Annotated in this window: 11 protein-coding genes; 8 read left to right on the top strand and 3 right to left on the bottom strand. The window is 67.0% G+C overall.

What is annotated here, in order from left to right; all coding sequences use genetic code 11:
* Window positions 1-68: 68 nt before the first annotated feature.
* From ACT53K_RS09725 to ACT53K_RS09700, 6 genes are all read left to right on the top strand, one after another.
* Window positions 69-692 (top strand): LysE family translocator, encoded by a 624-nt coding sequence (locus ACT53K_RS09725; RefSeq protein WP_476228425.1) that lies wholly within the window; start codon window positions 69-71, stop codon window positions 690-692.
* Window positions 693-763: 71 nt separating this feature from the next.
* Window positions 764-1,948: a phenylalanine--tRNA ligase subunit alpha gene (gene pheS / locus ACT53K_RS09720; protein WP_476228424.1), complete on the top strand. Its 1,185-nt coding sequence runs from the start codon at window positions 764-766 to the stop codon at window positions 1,946-1,948.
* Window positions 1,945-4,368 carry a phenylalanine--tRNA ligase subunit beta gene (gene pheT, locus ACT53K_RS09715; protein ID WP_476228422.1) on the top strand — a complete coding sequence of 808 codons (2,424 nt, stop codon included), beginning with the start codon at window positions 1,945-1,947 and terminating at the stop codon, window positions 4,366-4,368. Before pheS ends, pheT begins: the two co-directional genes overlap by 4 nt.
* 157 nt (window positions 4,369-4,525) lie before the next feature.
* Entirely contained in the window at window positions 4,526-5,260 is a 735-nt protein-coding gene (locus tag ACT53K_RS09710; protein ID WP_476228421.1) for an SDR family oxidoreductase, read from the top strand.
* Window positions 5,261-5,263: 3 nt separating this feature from the next.
* Window positions 5,264-6,136, top strand: a complete 873-nt coding sequence (locus tag ACT53K_RS09705) for an aldose 1-epimerase family protein (protein WP_476228420.1) — start codon at window positions 5,264-5,266, stop codon at window positions 6,134-6,136.
* A 121-nt stretch (window positions 6,137-6,257) separates the two neighbouring features.
* On the top strand, window positions 6,258-7,826 hold the full coding sequence (locus ACT53K_RS09700; RefSeq protein WP_476228419.1) for a peptide chain release factor 3: 1,569 nt from the start codon (window positions 6,258-6,260) through the stop codon (window positions 7,824-7,826).
* A gap of 83 nt (window positions 7,827-7,909) precedes the next feature.
* Here the strand turns inward: ACT53K_RS09700 and ACT53K_RS09695 are convergent, their stop codons facing one another.
* The 3 genes from ACT53K_RS09695 to ACT53K_RS09685 all read right to left on the bottom strand — a co-directional run bounded on the left by ACT53K_RS09695 (window position 7,910) and on the right by ACT53K_RS09685 (window position 11,798).
* Window positions 7,910-8,134: a hypothetical protein gene (locus tag ACT53K_RS09695; RefSeq protein WP_476228418.1), complete on the bottom strand. Its 225-nt coding sequence runs from the start codon at window positions 8,132-8,134 to the stop codon at window positions 7,910-7,912.
* A 44-nt stretch (window positions 8,135-8,178) separates the two neighbouring features.
* A complete protein-coding gene (locus ACT53K_RS09690) occupies window positions 8,179-9,438 on the bottom strand; it encodes a spinster family MFS transporter (protein WP_476228417.1) in 1,260 nt (419 codons plus the stop codon).
* Between the two features lie 134 nt (window positions 9,439-9,572).
* Window positions 9,573-11,798 (bottom strand): TonB-dependent receptor, encoded by a 2,226-nt coding sequence (locus ACT53K_RS09685; protein ID WP_476228416.1) that lies wholly within the window; start codon window positions 11,796-11,798, stop codon window positions 9,573-9,575.
* Between the two features lie 111 nt (window positions 11,799-11,909).
* Between ACT53K_RS09685 and ACT53K_RS09680 the strand changes: the two genes are divergently transcribed.
* Window positions 11,910-12,566 (top strand): TetR/AcrR family transcriptional regulator, encoded by a 657-nt coding sequence (locus ACT53K_RS09680; protein WP_476228415.1) that lies wholly within the window; start codon window positions 11,910-11,912, stop codon window positions 12,564-12,566.
* A 67-nt stretch (window positions 12,567-12,633) separates the two neighbouring features.
* A complete protein-coding gene (locus ACT53K_RS09675) occupies window positions 12,634-13,203 on the top strand; it encodes a tetratricopeptide repeat protein (protein WP_476228414.1) in 570 nt (189 codons plus the stop codon).
* Window positions 13,204-13,226: the final 23 nt, after the last annotated feature.

Raw genomic sequence — 13,226 nt, 5'->3', positions numbered from 1 at the left:
GCTGAAAATGGGGCGTCGAAGCTGCGGCTTCGGCGCCCTTTTTCATTCCGACCGGGAGGGACGATCCCATGGCTATGAAAACCTGGTGGCTCTACGTCACGGCTGTGTTTTTCGTGTCGATGACGCCGGGGCCGAACATGCTCCACGTCATGGTGCAGAGCATCCGCGAGGGCGCGGGCCGGGTACTGCCGACGACGGCAGGGCTGATGAGCGCGAATCTGTTCTGCCTGGTCGCCTCGGCGGCGGGACTGGGCGCGCTGCTCAAGGCGTCGCCGGGCCTGTACGACGTGCTGCGTTACGCGGGTGTCGCCTATCTGGTGTGGCTGGGGATCAAGGCCTGGCGCGCGCCGGTGGAAGCGGCGCATGCCGACGCATCGGTGCCGGTGCGCCAGTCGGTGCGGGCGCGCTACCTGACCGGGCTCGGCACGGGGCTGTCCAACCCCAAGCTGATCGTCTTCGCCGCCGCGCTGTTCCCGCAGTTCCTCGACGTGACCCGCCCGTTCCTGCCGCAGCTGGCGATCCTGATTGCCAGCTTCGCGGTGATCGAGGCTTTCTGGTTCTCGGTCTATGCGCTGGGCGGCCGCTCGCTCGCGGCTTGGCTGGCGCCGGCGGCGCGGCAACGGATGTTCAACCGCGTCACCGGGGGTGTGTTCGTCGCCTTCGGTGCTGCACTGCTGGGCAGCCGGGTGTAGCGTTCCCGCAAATGCCTTGACCTGGGAGCCCGTCTGGGGTTCCAGCCACCTCGCACAGTGAACGGAAAACGATGACGACCGATCTCGATACCCTGCGCGGCGAGTTGCTTGCCGCGATCGATGCCGCCGGAGCGCTCGATGCGCTGGAGGCGGTGCGCGTCCAGGCGCTCGGCAAGCAGGGCGCGATCACCGGCCTGCTCAAGACGCTGGGCGGCATGAGCCCCGACGAGCGCCAGGAACAAGGCCCGCGCATCCACGGCCTACGCGAAGCCGTCACGGAAGCGCTCGCCACGCGCAAGGCCGCGCTGGAGCAGGCCGCGCTCGATGCGCGCCTCGCCAGCGAGACGGTGGACATGACGCTGCCGGTCGACGGCGTCGCCCCGGGCTCGGTCCACCCGGTCAGCCAGGTCATGGACGAACTGGCCGAGATCTTCGCCGATCTCGGCTTCGCCGTCGCCACTGGCCCCGAGGTCGAGGACGACTGGCACAATTTCACCGCGCTCAACATTCCGGAAACGCATCCGGCGCGCGCGATGCACGACACCTTCTATATGGCTCCCTCTCCCCGCTCGCGGGGAGAGGGTCGGGGAGAGGGGCAGGATGCCGCCGCTTCCGATATGCCCCTCTCCCCAGCCCTCTCCCCTGAAGGGGAGAGGGAGCAGCCGAAGATGGTGCTGCGCACGCACACCTCGCCGGTGCAGATCCGCACGATGACCAGCCAGAAGCCGCCGATCCGCATCATCGCGCCGGGCCGTGTCTATCGCTCGGATTCGGACGCGACGCACACGCCGATGTTCCACCAGATCGAAGGCCTGGTGATCGACAAGGGCATCACGCTCGGCCATCTGAAATGGACGCTGGAGACGTTCCTCAAGGCGTTCTTCGAGCGCGACGATATCGTGCTGCGCCTGCGCCCCAGCTATTTCCCCTTCACCGAGCCTTCGGCCGAAGTCGATGTCGGCTTCACCTGGAAGGAAGGCAAGCGCGTGATCGGCGGCAGCGGCGACGCGCCCGGCGGCGGCTGGATGGAAGTGCTGGGCAGCGGCATGGTGCACCGGCGGGTGATCGAGGCCTGCGGGCTCGATCCGGACGAATGGCAGGGCTTCGCCTTCGGCACGGGCGTCGACCGGCTGGCAATGCTCAAATATGGGATGGATGACTTGCGCGCCTTCTTCGACGGCGATCTGCGCTGGCTCAAGCATTACGGCTTCTCGGCGCTCGACGTGCCCACGCTGAGCGGGGGAGTCGGCGCATGAAGTTCACCCTGAGCTGGCTCAAGGAGCATCTGGAGACCGAGGCCTCGCTGACCGAGATTCTCGAGGCACTTACGCGGGTCGGTCTTGAAGTCGAAGGCGTCGAGAACCCCGGCGAGCGGCTGAGCGGCTTCCGCGTCGCGCGCGTGCTGACCGCCGAGCGCCACCCCCAGGCGGACAAGCTGCAGGTGCTGAGCGTCGATTTCGGCGAAGGCCCGTTGCAGGTGGTGTGCGGCGCGCCGAACGCGCGTGCGGGGCTGGTTGGCGTTCTCGGCCTGCCCGGCGCGGTGGTGCCGGCCAATGGCATGACGCTGAAGGTCGCGGCGGTGCGCGGCATCGAATCGAACGGCATGATGTGCTCGACCCGCGAGCTGGAGCTGGGCGAGGACCATGAAGGCATCATCGAGCTGCCCGCCGATGCGCCGGTCGGCACCGCCTTCGCCGACTATGCAGGCCTCGACGATCCGGTGATCGACGTATCGATCACGCCCAATCGCCAGGACTGCATGGGTGTGCGCGGCATTGCGCGCGATCTGGCGGCAGCAGGCCTCGGCACGCTCAAGCCGCTCGACGCGGTGGTCGCGGACCTGCCGACGATCGTGCCGCAGGGCGCTGGCCCCGACGTGCGCACCGACGACAGCGCAGGCTGCCCGGCTTTCTATGGCCAGGCGGTACGCGGCGTGAAAAACGGCCCCTCGCCCGAGTGGCTGCAGCGTCGCCTCAAGGCGGTGGGACAGAAGCCCATTTCCGCGCTGGTCGACATCACCAACTTCGTGATGTTCGGCCTCGGCCGTCCGCTCCATGTGTACGACATGGCGAAGCTCTCGGGCGGGCTGGTCGCGCGCAAGGCCCGGGACGGCGAGACCGTGCTGGCGTTGAATGGCAAGCCCTACACGCTCAGCGACACGATGACCGTGATCGCCGACGACGCGGCGGTGCACGACATTGGCGGCATCATGGGCGGCGAACATTCGGGCTGTTCGGACGACACCACCGACGTGCTGATCGAATGCGCCTATTTCGATCCCGAGCATATCGCCCGCACCGGCCAGAAGCTGCTGCTGACCAGCGATGCCCGCACCCGTTTCGAGCGCGGCGTCGATCCCGAATTCCTCGACGAAGGGCTGGCGATCGCGACCCGGCTGGTGCTGGCGCTGTGCGGCGGCACCCCCAGCGAAGTCACCCGCAGCGGCACGCCGCCCAAGGTCGGCGCGGTGATCGGCTACGATCCCAAGCTGGCCGAGACGCTGGGCGGCCTTGCCGTACCGGCAGAGCAGCAGGTCGATATCCTCGAAAGCCTCGGCTTCACCGTCCAGCCGCTCGACGGCAATGGCGATCCGGTTGAACTGGGCGAAAGCTTCGACGCGTTCCGCGTCACCGCGCCAAGCTGGCGCCGCGATATCGACGGCCCGGCCGACATCGTCGAGGAAGTGATCCGCATCGCCGGCATCGACAAGGTGCCGTCGACCCCGCTGCCGCGTACGCCCGGTGTCGCGACGCCCACCGCCACGCCCGAGCAGAAGCTCGAGCGCCGGATGCGCCGCACCGCCGCCGCGCGCGGGCTGAACGAGGCGATCACCTGGAGCTTCCTGCCGGAGTCACAGGCAGCCGTGTTCGGCGGCGGCGCCTGGACGCTCGCCAACCCGATCAGCGAGGACATGAAAGTCATGCGCCCGTCGCTGCTGCCCGGCCTGCTGGCGGCGGCGGAGCGCAACCTCAAGCGCGGCGCGACCAGCGTCCGCCTGTTCGAGGTCGGCCGCCGTTATCTGGCGGACAAGGAGCGACTCACGCTGGGCGTGGTGCTGGCCGGTGCCAAGGCCGCGCGCGGTTGGCAGGCCGGCAAGGCCCAGCCCTTCGATGCGTTCGACGCCAAGGCCGAGGCGCTGGCGCTGCTCGAGGCTGCCGGTGCGCCGGTCGCCAATTTGCAGGTGATGGGCGAGGCGGGTGCCGCCTACCACCCCGGCCAGTCGGCGACGCTGCGGCTGGGGCCGAAGAACGTCCTTGCCAACTTCGGCATGGTGCACCCGAGCGTGCTCAAGGCGTTCGACCTCGACGGTGCGGTGGCCGCGGTGGAAATCCATCTCGACGCGCTGCCCGCGAAGAAGGCCAGCGGCTTCATGCGGCCCGCCTTCACGCCGCCGGCCTTGCAGGCGGTGACGCGCGACTTCGCCTTCCTGGTGCCGGCGGCGCTGGCGGCGGGTGACCTTGTTCGTACCGTGAAGGGTGCGGACAAGGGCACGATCGTCGATGCGCGGCTGTTCGACATCTTCACCGGCCAGGGCGTGCCGGAGGGGCAGAAGAGCCTTGCCATCGAAGTCACGCTGCAACCCGGCGAGAAGAGCTTCACCGATGCTGACCTGAAGGCCGTGGCCGACAAGGTCGTCGCGGCAGCGGCGAAGCTCGGGGCGACGCTGCGCAGCTGAGCGGAAAGGTGTGCAGAGGGGGGTGTCGTCCCCCCCTCTGCGCTGCCTGCCCCAAAATCCACCCCGAACCCGAAGCGGGGGGAATTTCCCCATTCTGCGCGTTGCCTCCCGGTCGCGAAGCCCGCATAGCGCGCGGCGCAGATCAGGAGACCCGCCCATGCCTACCGTTCTCGTCACCGGCGCTACTTCGGGGATCGGCGAAGCTGCCGTCCATGCCTTTGCGGAAGCCGGCTGGCATGTCGTCGCGACGGGCCGCCGCGCCGACCGGCTGGAAAAGCTGGCCAGCGAGCGCGTGCATACGCTGGCGTTCGACGTGCGCGATGCAGAGGCACGGGATGCGGCGCTGGACGGCCTGCCCGCACCCTTTGCCGAGATCGACCTGCTGATCAACAATGCCGGCCTCGCGCTGGGTCTTGAGCCGGCGCACCAGGCATCGCTCGACAACTGGCAGACGATGATCGACACGAACATCACGGCGTTGGTGTCGATCACCCGCAAGCTGCTGCCTGGGCTGGTGGCGCGGAAGGGCGGCATCATCAACCTGTCGTCGGTGGCGGCGACCTATCCCTATCCCGGCGGCAATGTGTACGGCGCGACCAAGGCGTTCGTCCGCCAGTTCAGCCTGAACCTGCGCGCCGACCTGCTCGGCACCGGGGTGCGCGTGACTTCGATCGAGCCGGGCATGGTGGAGACGGAATTCACGCTGGTCCGCACCGGCAGCCAGGAAGCATCGGACAAGCTCTATGCCGGCGTGAACCCGATGACCGCCGAGGATATTGCCGAGACGATGCTGTGGGTGGCGACGCTGCCGCCGCACCTCAACATCAACACGCTCGAGCTGATGCCGGTGAACCAGGCGTTCGGCCCCTTCGCGGTGCATCGCGAGGCCTGAGCCATGGCGGACTGGGTCGAGATCGGATCGGACCGGCTGCGCGCGGCGATCAACCCGCATGGTGCCGAACTGTCGTCACTGCGCGATGCCAAGGGGCAAGAGCTGATGACCGATGCCGATCCGGCCTTCTGGGCGGGTCGGTCGCCATTGCTGTTCCCGATCGTCGGGCGCCTGGCGGGGGACCGCTATCGGCTGGACGGGCGGGAATATGGCCTGCCGCAGCATGGCTTTGCCCGGCGGCGCGGGTTTGCGCTGGTCGATCAAGCCGCAGACCGCGTGTCGTTCCGGCTGGAGGACGATGCCGAGACGCGCGCGGTCTATCCCTTCGCCTTCGCACTCGATGCGACTTACCGCGTCGAGGGTGCGACGCTGTGGATCGAGATTGCCCTCACCAATCGCGACGACCGCGACATGCCGGCGAGCTTCGGCTTCCATCCCGCCTTTGCCTGGCCGCTGCCCTATGGGGCGGCGCGTGAGGACCATCGCATCCGCTTCGCGGCGCCCGAGCCGCAGGGGCTGCGCTATCTGGCCGAGGGCGGCATCGCGCCCGACCGCCGGGCGAGCCCGGTTGCCGGCGACACGCTGGCGCTGGCCGATGCGCTGTTTGCGAACGACGCGCTGATCTGGGACGACCTGACCAGCCGCGAACTATTCTATGGCGCGGCGGAGGGGCCGCAGCTGCGGGTGCGCTTCCCCGACACCGGGGTACTCGGCATCTGGACCAAGCCCGGCGCGCGCTTTGTCTGCATCGAGCCCTGGTGGGGCATTGCCGATCCGACAGGCTTTACCGGCGAAATCTGGGACAAGCCCGGCATCCAGCGAATCGCACCAGGCGAGACGCGGCATTTTGCGATGGACGTCACGTTGCTCGATTGAAGGCGGCACATTGCGGAGAAGCTTTGCGGACCGCCCTTCCGCCCGCGATTACTCCTTGCTGGATATCGCGCCGCACGCAGACTAAGGCGTCGCGATTATTCCCCTCCGTTCGAAGTTGCCCATGTCCCCCTCCGATCGCCGTACCTTTGCCATCATCTCGCACCCGGACGCGGGCAAGACCACGCTGACCGAAAAGCTGCTGCTGTTCGGCGGCGCGATCCACCTTGCCGGCGAGGTGAAGGCGCGCGGCGCCGCCCGCCGTGCCCGCTCCGACTGGATGAAGATCGAGCAGCAGCGCGGCATTTCCGTCACCAGCTCGGTGATGACGTTCGAGCGCGACGGCATCACCTTCAACCTGCTCGACACGCCGGGCCACGAGGACTTCAGCGAAGACACCTACCGCACGCTGACCGCGGTGGACTCGGCGGTGATGGTGATCGACGTCGCCAAGGGCATCGAAAGCCAGACCCGGAAGCTGTTCGAGGTCTGCCGCCTGCGCAACGTGCCGATCATCACCTTCGTCAACAAGGTCGACCGCGAGGGGCGCGAAGTGTTCGCAACGCTCGACGAAGTGGCGGAACTGCTCCAGCTCGACGTGGTCCCGATGACCTGGCCGGTCGGCATGGGCGGCACGTTCGAGGGGATTTTCGACCTCGCCACCAACCGCCTGCTGCTGCCCGAGGGCGACAGCCGCGAGTTCCACGGCAAAGTGATCCAGACCAGCGGCATCGACGACCCGCAGCTCGACGCGATCGTCTCGGCCGACAATCTCGCCAAGCTGCGCGAGGATGTCGAGCTGGCGCTGGCCGGCTATCCCGAGTTCGACGCCGAAGCCTATCGTAACGGCGATATGACGCCGGTCTATTTCGGATCGGCGCTGAAGGAATTCGGCGTCGACTCGCTGATCGCCGCAATCGCCGAATTCGCCCCGCCGCCGCACGCACTGCCCGCGGAGCCCGCGCCGATCGAGCCGAGCCGCGACGAAGTCACCGGCTTCGTGTTCAAGGTCCAGGCGAACATGGACCCCAACCACCGCGACCGTATCGCGTTCATGCGGCTGGTGTCGGGCACGTTCAAGCGCGGCATGAAGCTGACGCCGACCGGCCACGGCAAGCCGATCGCGATCCACTCGCCGATCCTGTTCTTCGCCCGCGAGCGCGAACTGGCTGACGAGGCCTTTCCCGGCGACATCATCGGCATTCCCAACCACGGCACGCTGCGGGTGGGCGATACGCTATCGGAACGCGCCGGGGTGCGCTTCACCGGCCTGCCGAACTTCGCGCCCGAAATCCTGCGCCGCGTGGCGCTGAAGGATCCAACCAAGACCAAGCAGCTCCGCAAGGCGCTCGACGATCTCTCCGAAGAAGGCGTGATCCAGGTCTTCTACCCGGAAATCGGGTCGAACTGGATCATCGGCGTGGTCGGCCAGCTCCAGCTCGACGTGCTGCTCAGCCGGCTCGATGCCGAGTACAAGGTCGGCGCGATGCTGGAGCCCTCGCCCTATGACACGGCGCGCTGGATTTCGTCGGACGATCCCGCGGCGCTGAAGGAATTCCTGGACCTCAACCGCGGCGCGCTGGCCAAGGACCGGGACGGCAATCCTGTGTTCCTCGCCAAGTCGGCCTGGGAAGTCGGCTATATCGCCGAACGGTACAACAAGGTGACCTTCGCCGCGACACGCGAGCGCTGAACATAAGCCACCCTCACCCTTCCGGCGCTTCGCGCCTCCCTCCCTCTCCCAATGGGAGAGGGAAGGGTGAGGATGATGTCCCCCTACGCTGCCTGGCGCGCGTCCTTCAGCGTGGTCGCGATCCATTCGCGAACGCGACGGGCGCGGCCCAGGTCGCTCTCGAACTTGGCGAGCAGTTCCTCGGCGCCCTCGGTCGAGGTGCCGGCGGCGCGCATCATCGCGATTACTTCCTGCTGGGCGGCAATGTGGCGCTCGGCAAGCACCACATTCTTCTCGGCTTTGGCGAGGTCGGTCGGGGTGTAACGCATATGGTTACTATAGGATGGCGAAGGCACCAGCGGGAATCGGGTGCTCAATCTACCCAATCGCGCGCCACCCAGCGGCTGGCCAGCGCCATCAGCGCGCCCGCCACCAGATAGAGCGACAGCGCCGCCGCAATGGCATAGCGCAACCCGTCCGCCGCGCCATAGGCAGGCGCAAGCCCCTTGGACAGCAGCCCGATCGACCAGCTCCCCAGCCCCAATCCGATCAGATTGTTGATGAGCAGGAACGAGGCCGATGCGGTCGCGCGCATCTGCGGTGGCACCAGATGCTGTACGGCGGTCAGCACCGGCCCCAGCCAGACATAGACCAGCGCCTGCGGGACCAGGAACAGGGCGAAACTCGCCTGCCAGCTATGCGCCAGCACGCCCGCAACGAACAGCGGCACGCCGGCGACATAGCTGAGCGCCGGCGCCAGCGCATACCATTTGCGGTCGGTGGCACCCAGACGGTCGCCGAGCCAGCCGCCGATCAGGATGCCGGCAACCCCGCCGGTCAGCAGGAGCGCGCCGAAGAACTGGCCGACCTGCGCCAGATTGAACTGGTAACTGCGGATGATCATGCTCGGCAGCCAGAAGGCGACGCCATAGCCGCACATCGACCCCGCCGCCGCGCCGAACGCCAGCAGCCAGAAACTTGGCTTGGCCGCCAAGATGCCGAATACATGCCAGAGCGGCGCCTGCCCGGCCCCCCTGCGTGTGCGCGGCGGATCGCGCACGATCCACTTGAACGGCAGCATGATCGCAATGCCGAGCAGCCCCACCGTCAGGAAGGCCGTGCGCCATTCGACATGCTGCGCGATATAGCCGCCAAGCAGCGCGCCGCCGGCAGAGCCCAGCGGAATGCCCAGCGAATAGATCGAAAGCGCCCGGGCGCGGCGCTCGGCCGGATAGGCATCGCCGATCAGCGCGTAGCTGGGCGCGACGCCGCCGGCCTCCCCCACCCCGACACCCAGCCGGTAGAGGAACATGGTCGCGAAGCTGTGCGCCGTTCCGCACAACGCAGTGAAGGCACTCCACACCCCCAGCGACACGGCGATCACCCAGCTACGGCTGGTCCGGTCCGCCAGCATCGCCAGCGGAATGGCCAGCGTCGAATAGAGCAGCGCGAAGGCGAAGCCGCCGAGCATACCCAATTGCCCGTCGTCCAGCCCCAGATCGGCCTTCACCGGCTGGGCGAGGATCGACAGGATCTGCCGGTCGAGGAAGTTGAAGATATAGACCAGCAACAGCATCGCGAGCACGAGACCACGCGGGGTGGCGGTGCGGCTGGGGGATGCGGGCTTGGCCATGGTGTCGCTTTCCACAGTGCGCTCCCCTCCCGCAAGCGGGAGGGGTAGGGGGAGGGAATGACCTAGCGGAAGCGCTGAACGGTTTCAGCCCCTCCCCTAACCCCTCCCGCAAGCGGGAGGGGAACCCATTATCCTCAGAACCGCAATTCGAACGATCCGGTCACGGTCCGGGGCGGACCATAATAACCGATGATCGAGTTGCCGTAGAGCGCGCCGGGGAAGTAGTAGCCGCCCACCCGGTAGCGCTCGTCGGTCAGGTTACGCCCAGCAACCCCGATGCGGTAACGGCCGCTGGCCGAGGTCCAGTTCAGGCTCGCCTCGACCAGCGCATAGCCATCCTGATCGAGCGGCGAGGCATATTCGAACATCGAGATGTCGCTGCGCAGCGAAACCGACGGCGTGAACGCAATCGTACCGCCTGCCAGATCCTCCGACCAGGTCGCCGATGCATTCACCGTCCAGCGCGGCGTGTTCTGGAACACGCGCTGGTTCGACACGTCGACCGGCGTGGTGCCGCCGGCGATATAGGTCAGGAACTTCTTGTATTCGGCATGGGTGTAGCCAACCACCAGGCTGGACGAGAAATGGCGTGACGGCACCATCCGCGCCTCCGCCTCGAAGCCGTAAATTTCGGCCTTGCCGGCATTGTCGACAAAGCTGGCGATACCGCCGCCCGCTGCCGGTGCCTGGATCGTCACCTGCTGATCGCGATAGTTGGAATAATAGCCGGCAAGGTTGAGGAAGAAGCGGCGGTCGAGGAACGCACCCTTCATGCCGACTTCGTACGAATCGATCTTTTCGGGCTGATAGCCATTGACGGTGGTGGGCGTCAGGATCGCGTCGCCGCGCATGTCGAAGCCGCCCGATTTGAAGCCCTTGCCCCAGCTGGCATAGAGGTTCAGGTCCTGGCGCGGTTCATAGCTGAGCGAGATGCGCGGCGTTGCCTGCTCGAAACTGCGGCTGTTGGTATAGTTGGTGCGCAGCAGCCCCGGAACCGCCGCCGAATTGCCGAAACGCGGGCTGCGGATGCCGGTGAAGTTCTGGCGATAGACGCTGCCGGTCTTGTCGTCCTTGGTGTAGCGCAGGCCGACCGACAGTTTCAGCGCATCGGTGATGCCGTAGGTGACATCGCCGAACGCGGCATAGCTCTTGGTATCGACGGTGCCCGAGGTGAGGATGGTCAGGTTGGCCAGCCCGACGACCGTGTCGAACGCACCCGATGCCCGGGAGTTGAGATAATAGAGGCCCGCCACGCCCTGCAGCCGCCGTCCGGTGTAGAGCAGTTGCAGTTCCTGGGTGAATTGCCGGTCCTGATAATAGGCCGGCACGTCGAGCGTGGGCGCGGGCGTGTTGTCGAAATCGATGATCGTATCAGTATTGCCGTTGCGCCAGGCGCTGATCGATTTGAAGGTGAGCCCTTCCGACAAGCCGATTTCGGCGGTGGCCGACACGCCCTGGCTCATCACCCGGTTCTTGTCGCCGGCGCCTGCCGTCGTGTCATAGACCGAGCCCACCGGCTGATAGGCGGCGAGCCCGCCATTGCCGAACAGCCGGTGGCCATGGCGCGGATTGGAATGATCGACGGTGCGATCGGCGGCGATGCGGAAGAACAGCCCGTCGCGCGGCGCATATTCGGCCGAAGCGCGGCCGGCGACGACATCCTTGTTATACTGGTCGACGCCGGTGTTGAGGTTGTGGCCATAGCCATCGCGCCAGTAACGCGCGACCGAACCGCCGACCGACAGCGTCGGGGTCAGCGGCACGGTGACGGTGCCGACCAGATCGACCTGATTGTAGCTGCCATAGGCGACGCGCGCCGTGGCGTGGAATTCATCCCCCAGCCGCTTGGTCACATATTTGATCGCGCCGCCGATCGTGTTGCGGCCATAGAGCGTGCCCTGCGGCCCGCGCAGCACCTCGACCCGCTGCACGTCGAAAATGTCGAGGATCGCGTTTTGTGGCCGAGCGACATAGACATCGTCGATATAGAGCGCGACGCCCGGCTCGAACCCCCAGAGCGGATCCTGCTGGCCGACGCCGCGGCTGAACGCGATCATCGTCGAATTGGAGCCGCGCGCCACCTGCAGCGTCAGGTTGGGCGTCATGTCCTGCAGCGCGGTAATGTCGGGCGCGCCCTTGGCCGCAAGCGTGTCGCCGGAGACGACCGACAGCGAAATCGGCACGTCGATCAGATTTTCCTGGCGGCGGCGGGCGGTGACGACGATCTCGCCGTCCTGCGGCGTTGCCTCGGCCGCCGCCGGGGCGGCGCTGTCCGGCGCCTGTTGGGCAAAGGCGGGTGCGGTGGTGATGAATGCGGCGCTGGCCAGCGCGACAAGACGAACGGAATTCCGGCGCGTCATGCTAATGATCCTCCCCTGCAGCAACCCGTCATTGGTGCGGGTTGTAAGCCGTTGCACTTCGCTATACTGAAACCTGAACCGGGTTTCAACTTGGAATGAAAGGGAGGAAGGATGCAGGCGGACGGGACGGGTGCAGCCGGTACCGTGGCACCGCTCGACACGGGTGACGCCGCCAGCGAAGGCAAGACGCCGCGCACCGAACGCGGGCGTCGAACGCTGCGTGCGATCCTCGATGCGGCGGCGGCGGAATTCGGCGAGAAGGGATTTCACGAGGGGTCAATCAGCGGGATCACGCGGCGCGCAGGCGTGGCGCTGGGCAGTTTCTACACCTATTTCGATTCGAAGGACGATGTGTTCCGCGCGCTGGTGCGCGACATGAGCGACCAGGTGCGCGAACATGTCGCGCCCGCGCTGCGCGACGCGCGCGACCAGATCGATGCCGAGCGCGCCGCGCTGCTCGCGTTCATCCGCTTCGCCCGGGCGCATAAAGAGATTTATCGAATCATCGACGAAGCGGAGTTCGTCGACCCCGCCAGCTTCCGCCAGCATTATGCCAGCACCGCCGAGCGGATCGCGGCGCGGTTACGGGCGGGTGCGGAGCGGGGCGAGCTGCGCGACGAGGTAAGCGAAGTCCATGCCTGGGCAATCATGGGCATGAACGTGTTTCTGGGTCTGCGCTACAGCGTTTGGGACGAAGCGACGCCGCCGGAAGCCATTGCCCAGCTTGTCGCGGATATGCTTGCGCGGGGGATTGGCACGGGCCGCTAGCGGCGGCTGCGCAGGCCTGCGTGCATATCGACTCCCCGCCAGGTCGGAACAATGTTATTATGCAGTCATGTCCCATGCAGGCGAAACGGCTCTCGCCGCCGGCGAAATTGCGCGTCGTGAGAAACGGCTCGACGACGCCGCGACGGCATTCGCCCGCGCCAGCGCGATTTTTCGCGAGGCCGAAGACATGCCGCGACTCGCACACGCGCTCAGCCGGCAGGCGCAGATCGCCCGTGATCAGGGCGCTCTGCAAGAGGCGGTGCAGTTGCAAACCGAATCGCTCGCTATCGCCCGCAGCGCAGCGCCCCCGGAGGCGCTGCCGCACCTGATCCGGCACCTTGCCGACATGCTGCGCGAACAGGGCGACCCCGCCGCCGCGGCGCCGCTCTATACGGAAATGATGGCGCAGTATCTGAGCGCTGCCGATACGCCACCGCTGGAACTGGCCAATGCCACGCGCAGCATCGCCTGCAACGCCGAGGCGCTTGGGGATCGTTCGGACGCAATCCGGCACTGGCAGGATGCGCGTGCCCGCTATGCGGCGCTGGAGGATCTGTTCCGCACGCACTACGGGCTTTCGGACAATCCAGGCGTGCGCGAGGCCGACGAGCGGCTGGCTGCGCTGGCGGAGGACTGAACCCGGTCAGTGCCGCGCGGCCG

The sequence above is a fragment of the Sphingomonas sp. DMC8 genome, assembly GCF_056314185.1.
The sequence above is the reverse complement of the archived record's forward strand: the minus strand, read 5'-3'. Positions and strand labels throughout refer to the sequence as shown.

Bases quoted from the DNA above. Each gene is read 5' to 3' on its own strand.
- ACT53K_RS09725 (WP_476228425.1), top strand. From the start codon at position 69: ATGGCTATGAAAACCTGGTGGCTCTACGTCACGGCTGTGTTTTTCGTG.
- pheS (WP_476228424.1), top strand. From the start codon at position 764: ATGACGACCGATCTCGATACCCTGCGCGGCGAGTTGCTTGCCGCGATC.
- pheT (WP_476228422.1), top strand. From the start codon at position 1,945: ATGAAGTTCACCCTGAGCTGGCTCAAGGAGCATCTGGAGACCGAGGCC.
- ACT53K_RS09710 (WP_476228421.1), top strand. From the start codon at position 4,526: ATGCCTACCGTTCTCGTCACCGGCGCTACTTCGGGGATCGGCGAAGCT.
- ACT53K_RS09705 (WP_476228420.1), top strand. From the start codon at position 5,264: ATGGCGGACTGGGTCGAGATCGGATCGGACCGGCTGCGCGCGGCGATC.
- ACT53K_RS09700 (WP_476228419.1), top strand. From the start codon at position 6,258: ATGTCCCCCTCCGATCGCCGTACCTTTGCCATCATCTCGCACCCGGAC.
- ACT53K_RS09695 (WP_476228418.1), bottom strand. From the start codon at position 8,134: ATGCGTTACACCCCGACCGACCTCGCCAAAGCCGAGAAGAATGTGGTG.
- ACT53K_RS09690 (WP_476228417.1), bottom strand. From the start codon at position 9,438: ATGGCCAAGCCCGCATCCCCCAGCCGCACCGCCACCCCGCGTGGTCTC.
- ACT53K_RS09685 (WP_476228416.1), bottom strand. From the start codon at position 11,798: ATGACGCGCCGGAATTCCGTTCGTCTTGTCGCGCTGGCCAGCGCCGCA.
- ACT53K_RS09680 (WP_476228415.1), top strand. From the start codon at position 11,910: ATGCAGGCGGACGGGACGGGTGCAGCCGGTACCGTGGCACCGCTCGAC.
- ACT53K_RS09675 (WP_476228414.1), top strand. From the start codon at position 12,634: ATGTCCCATGCAGGCGAAACGGCTCTCGCCGCCGGCGAAATTGCGCGT.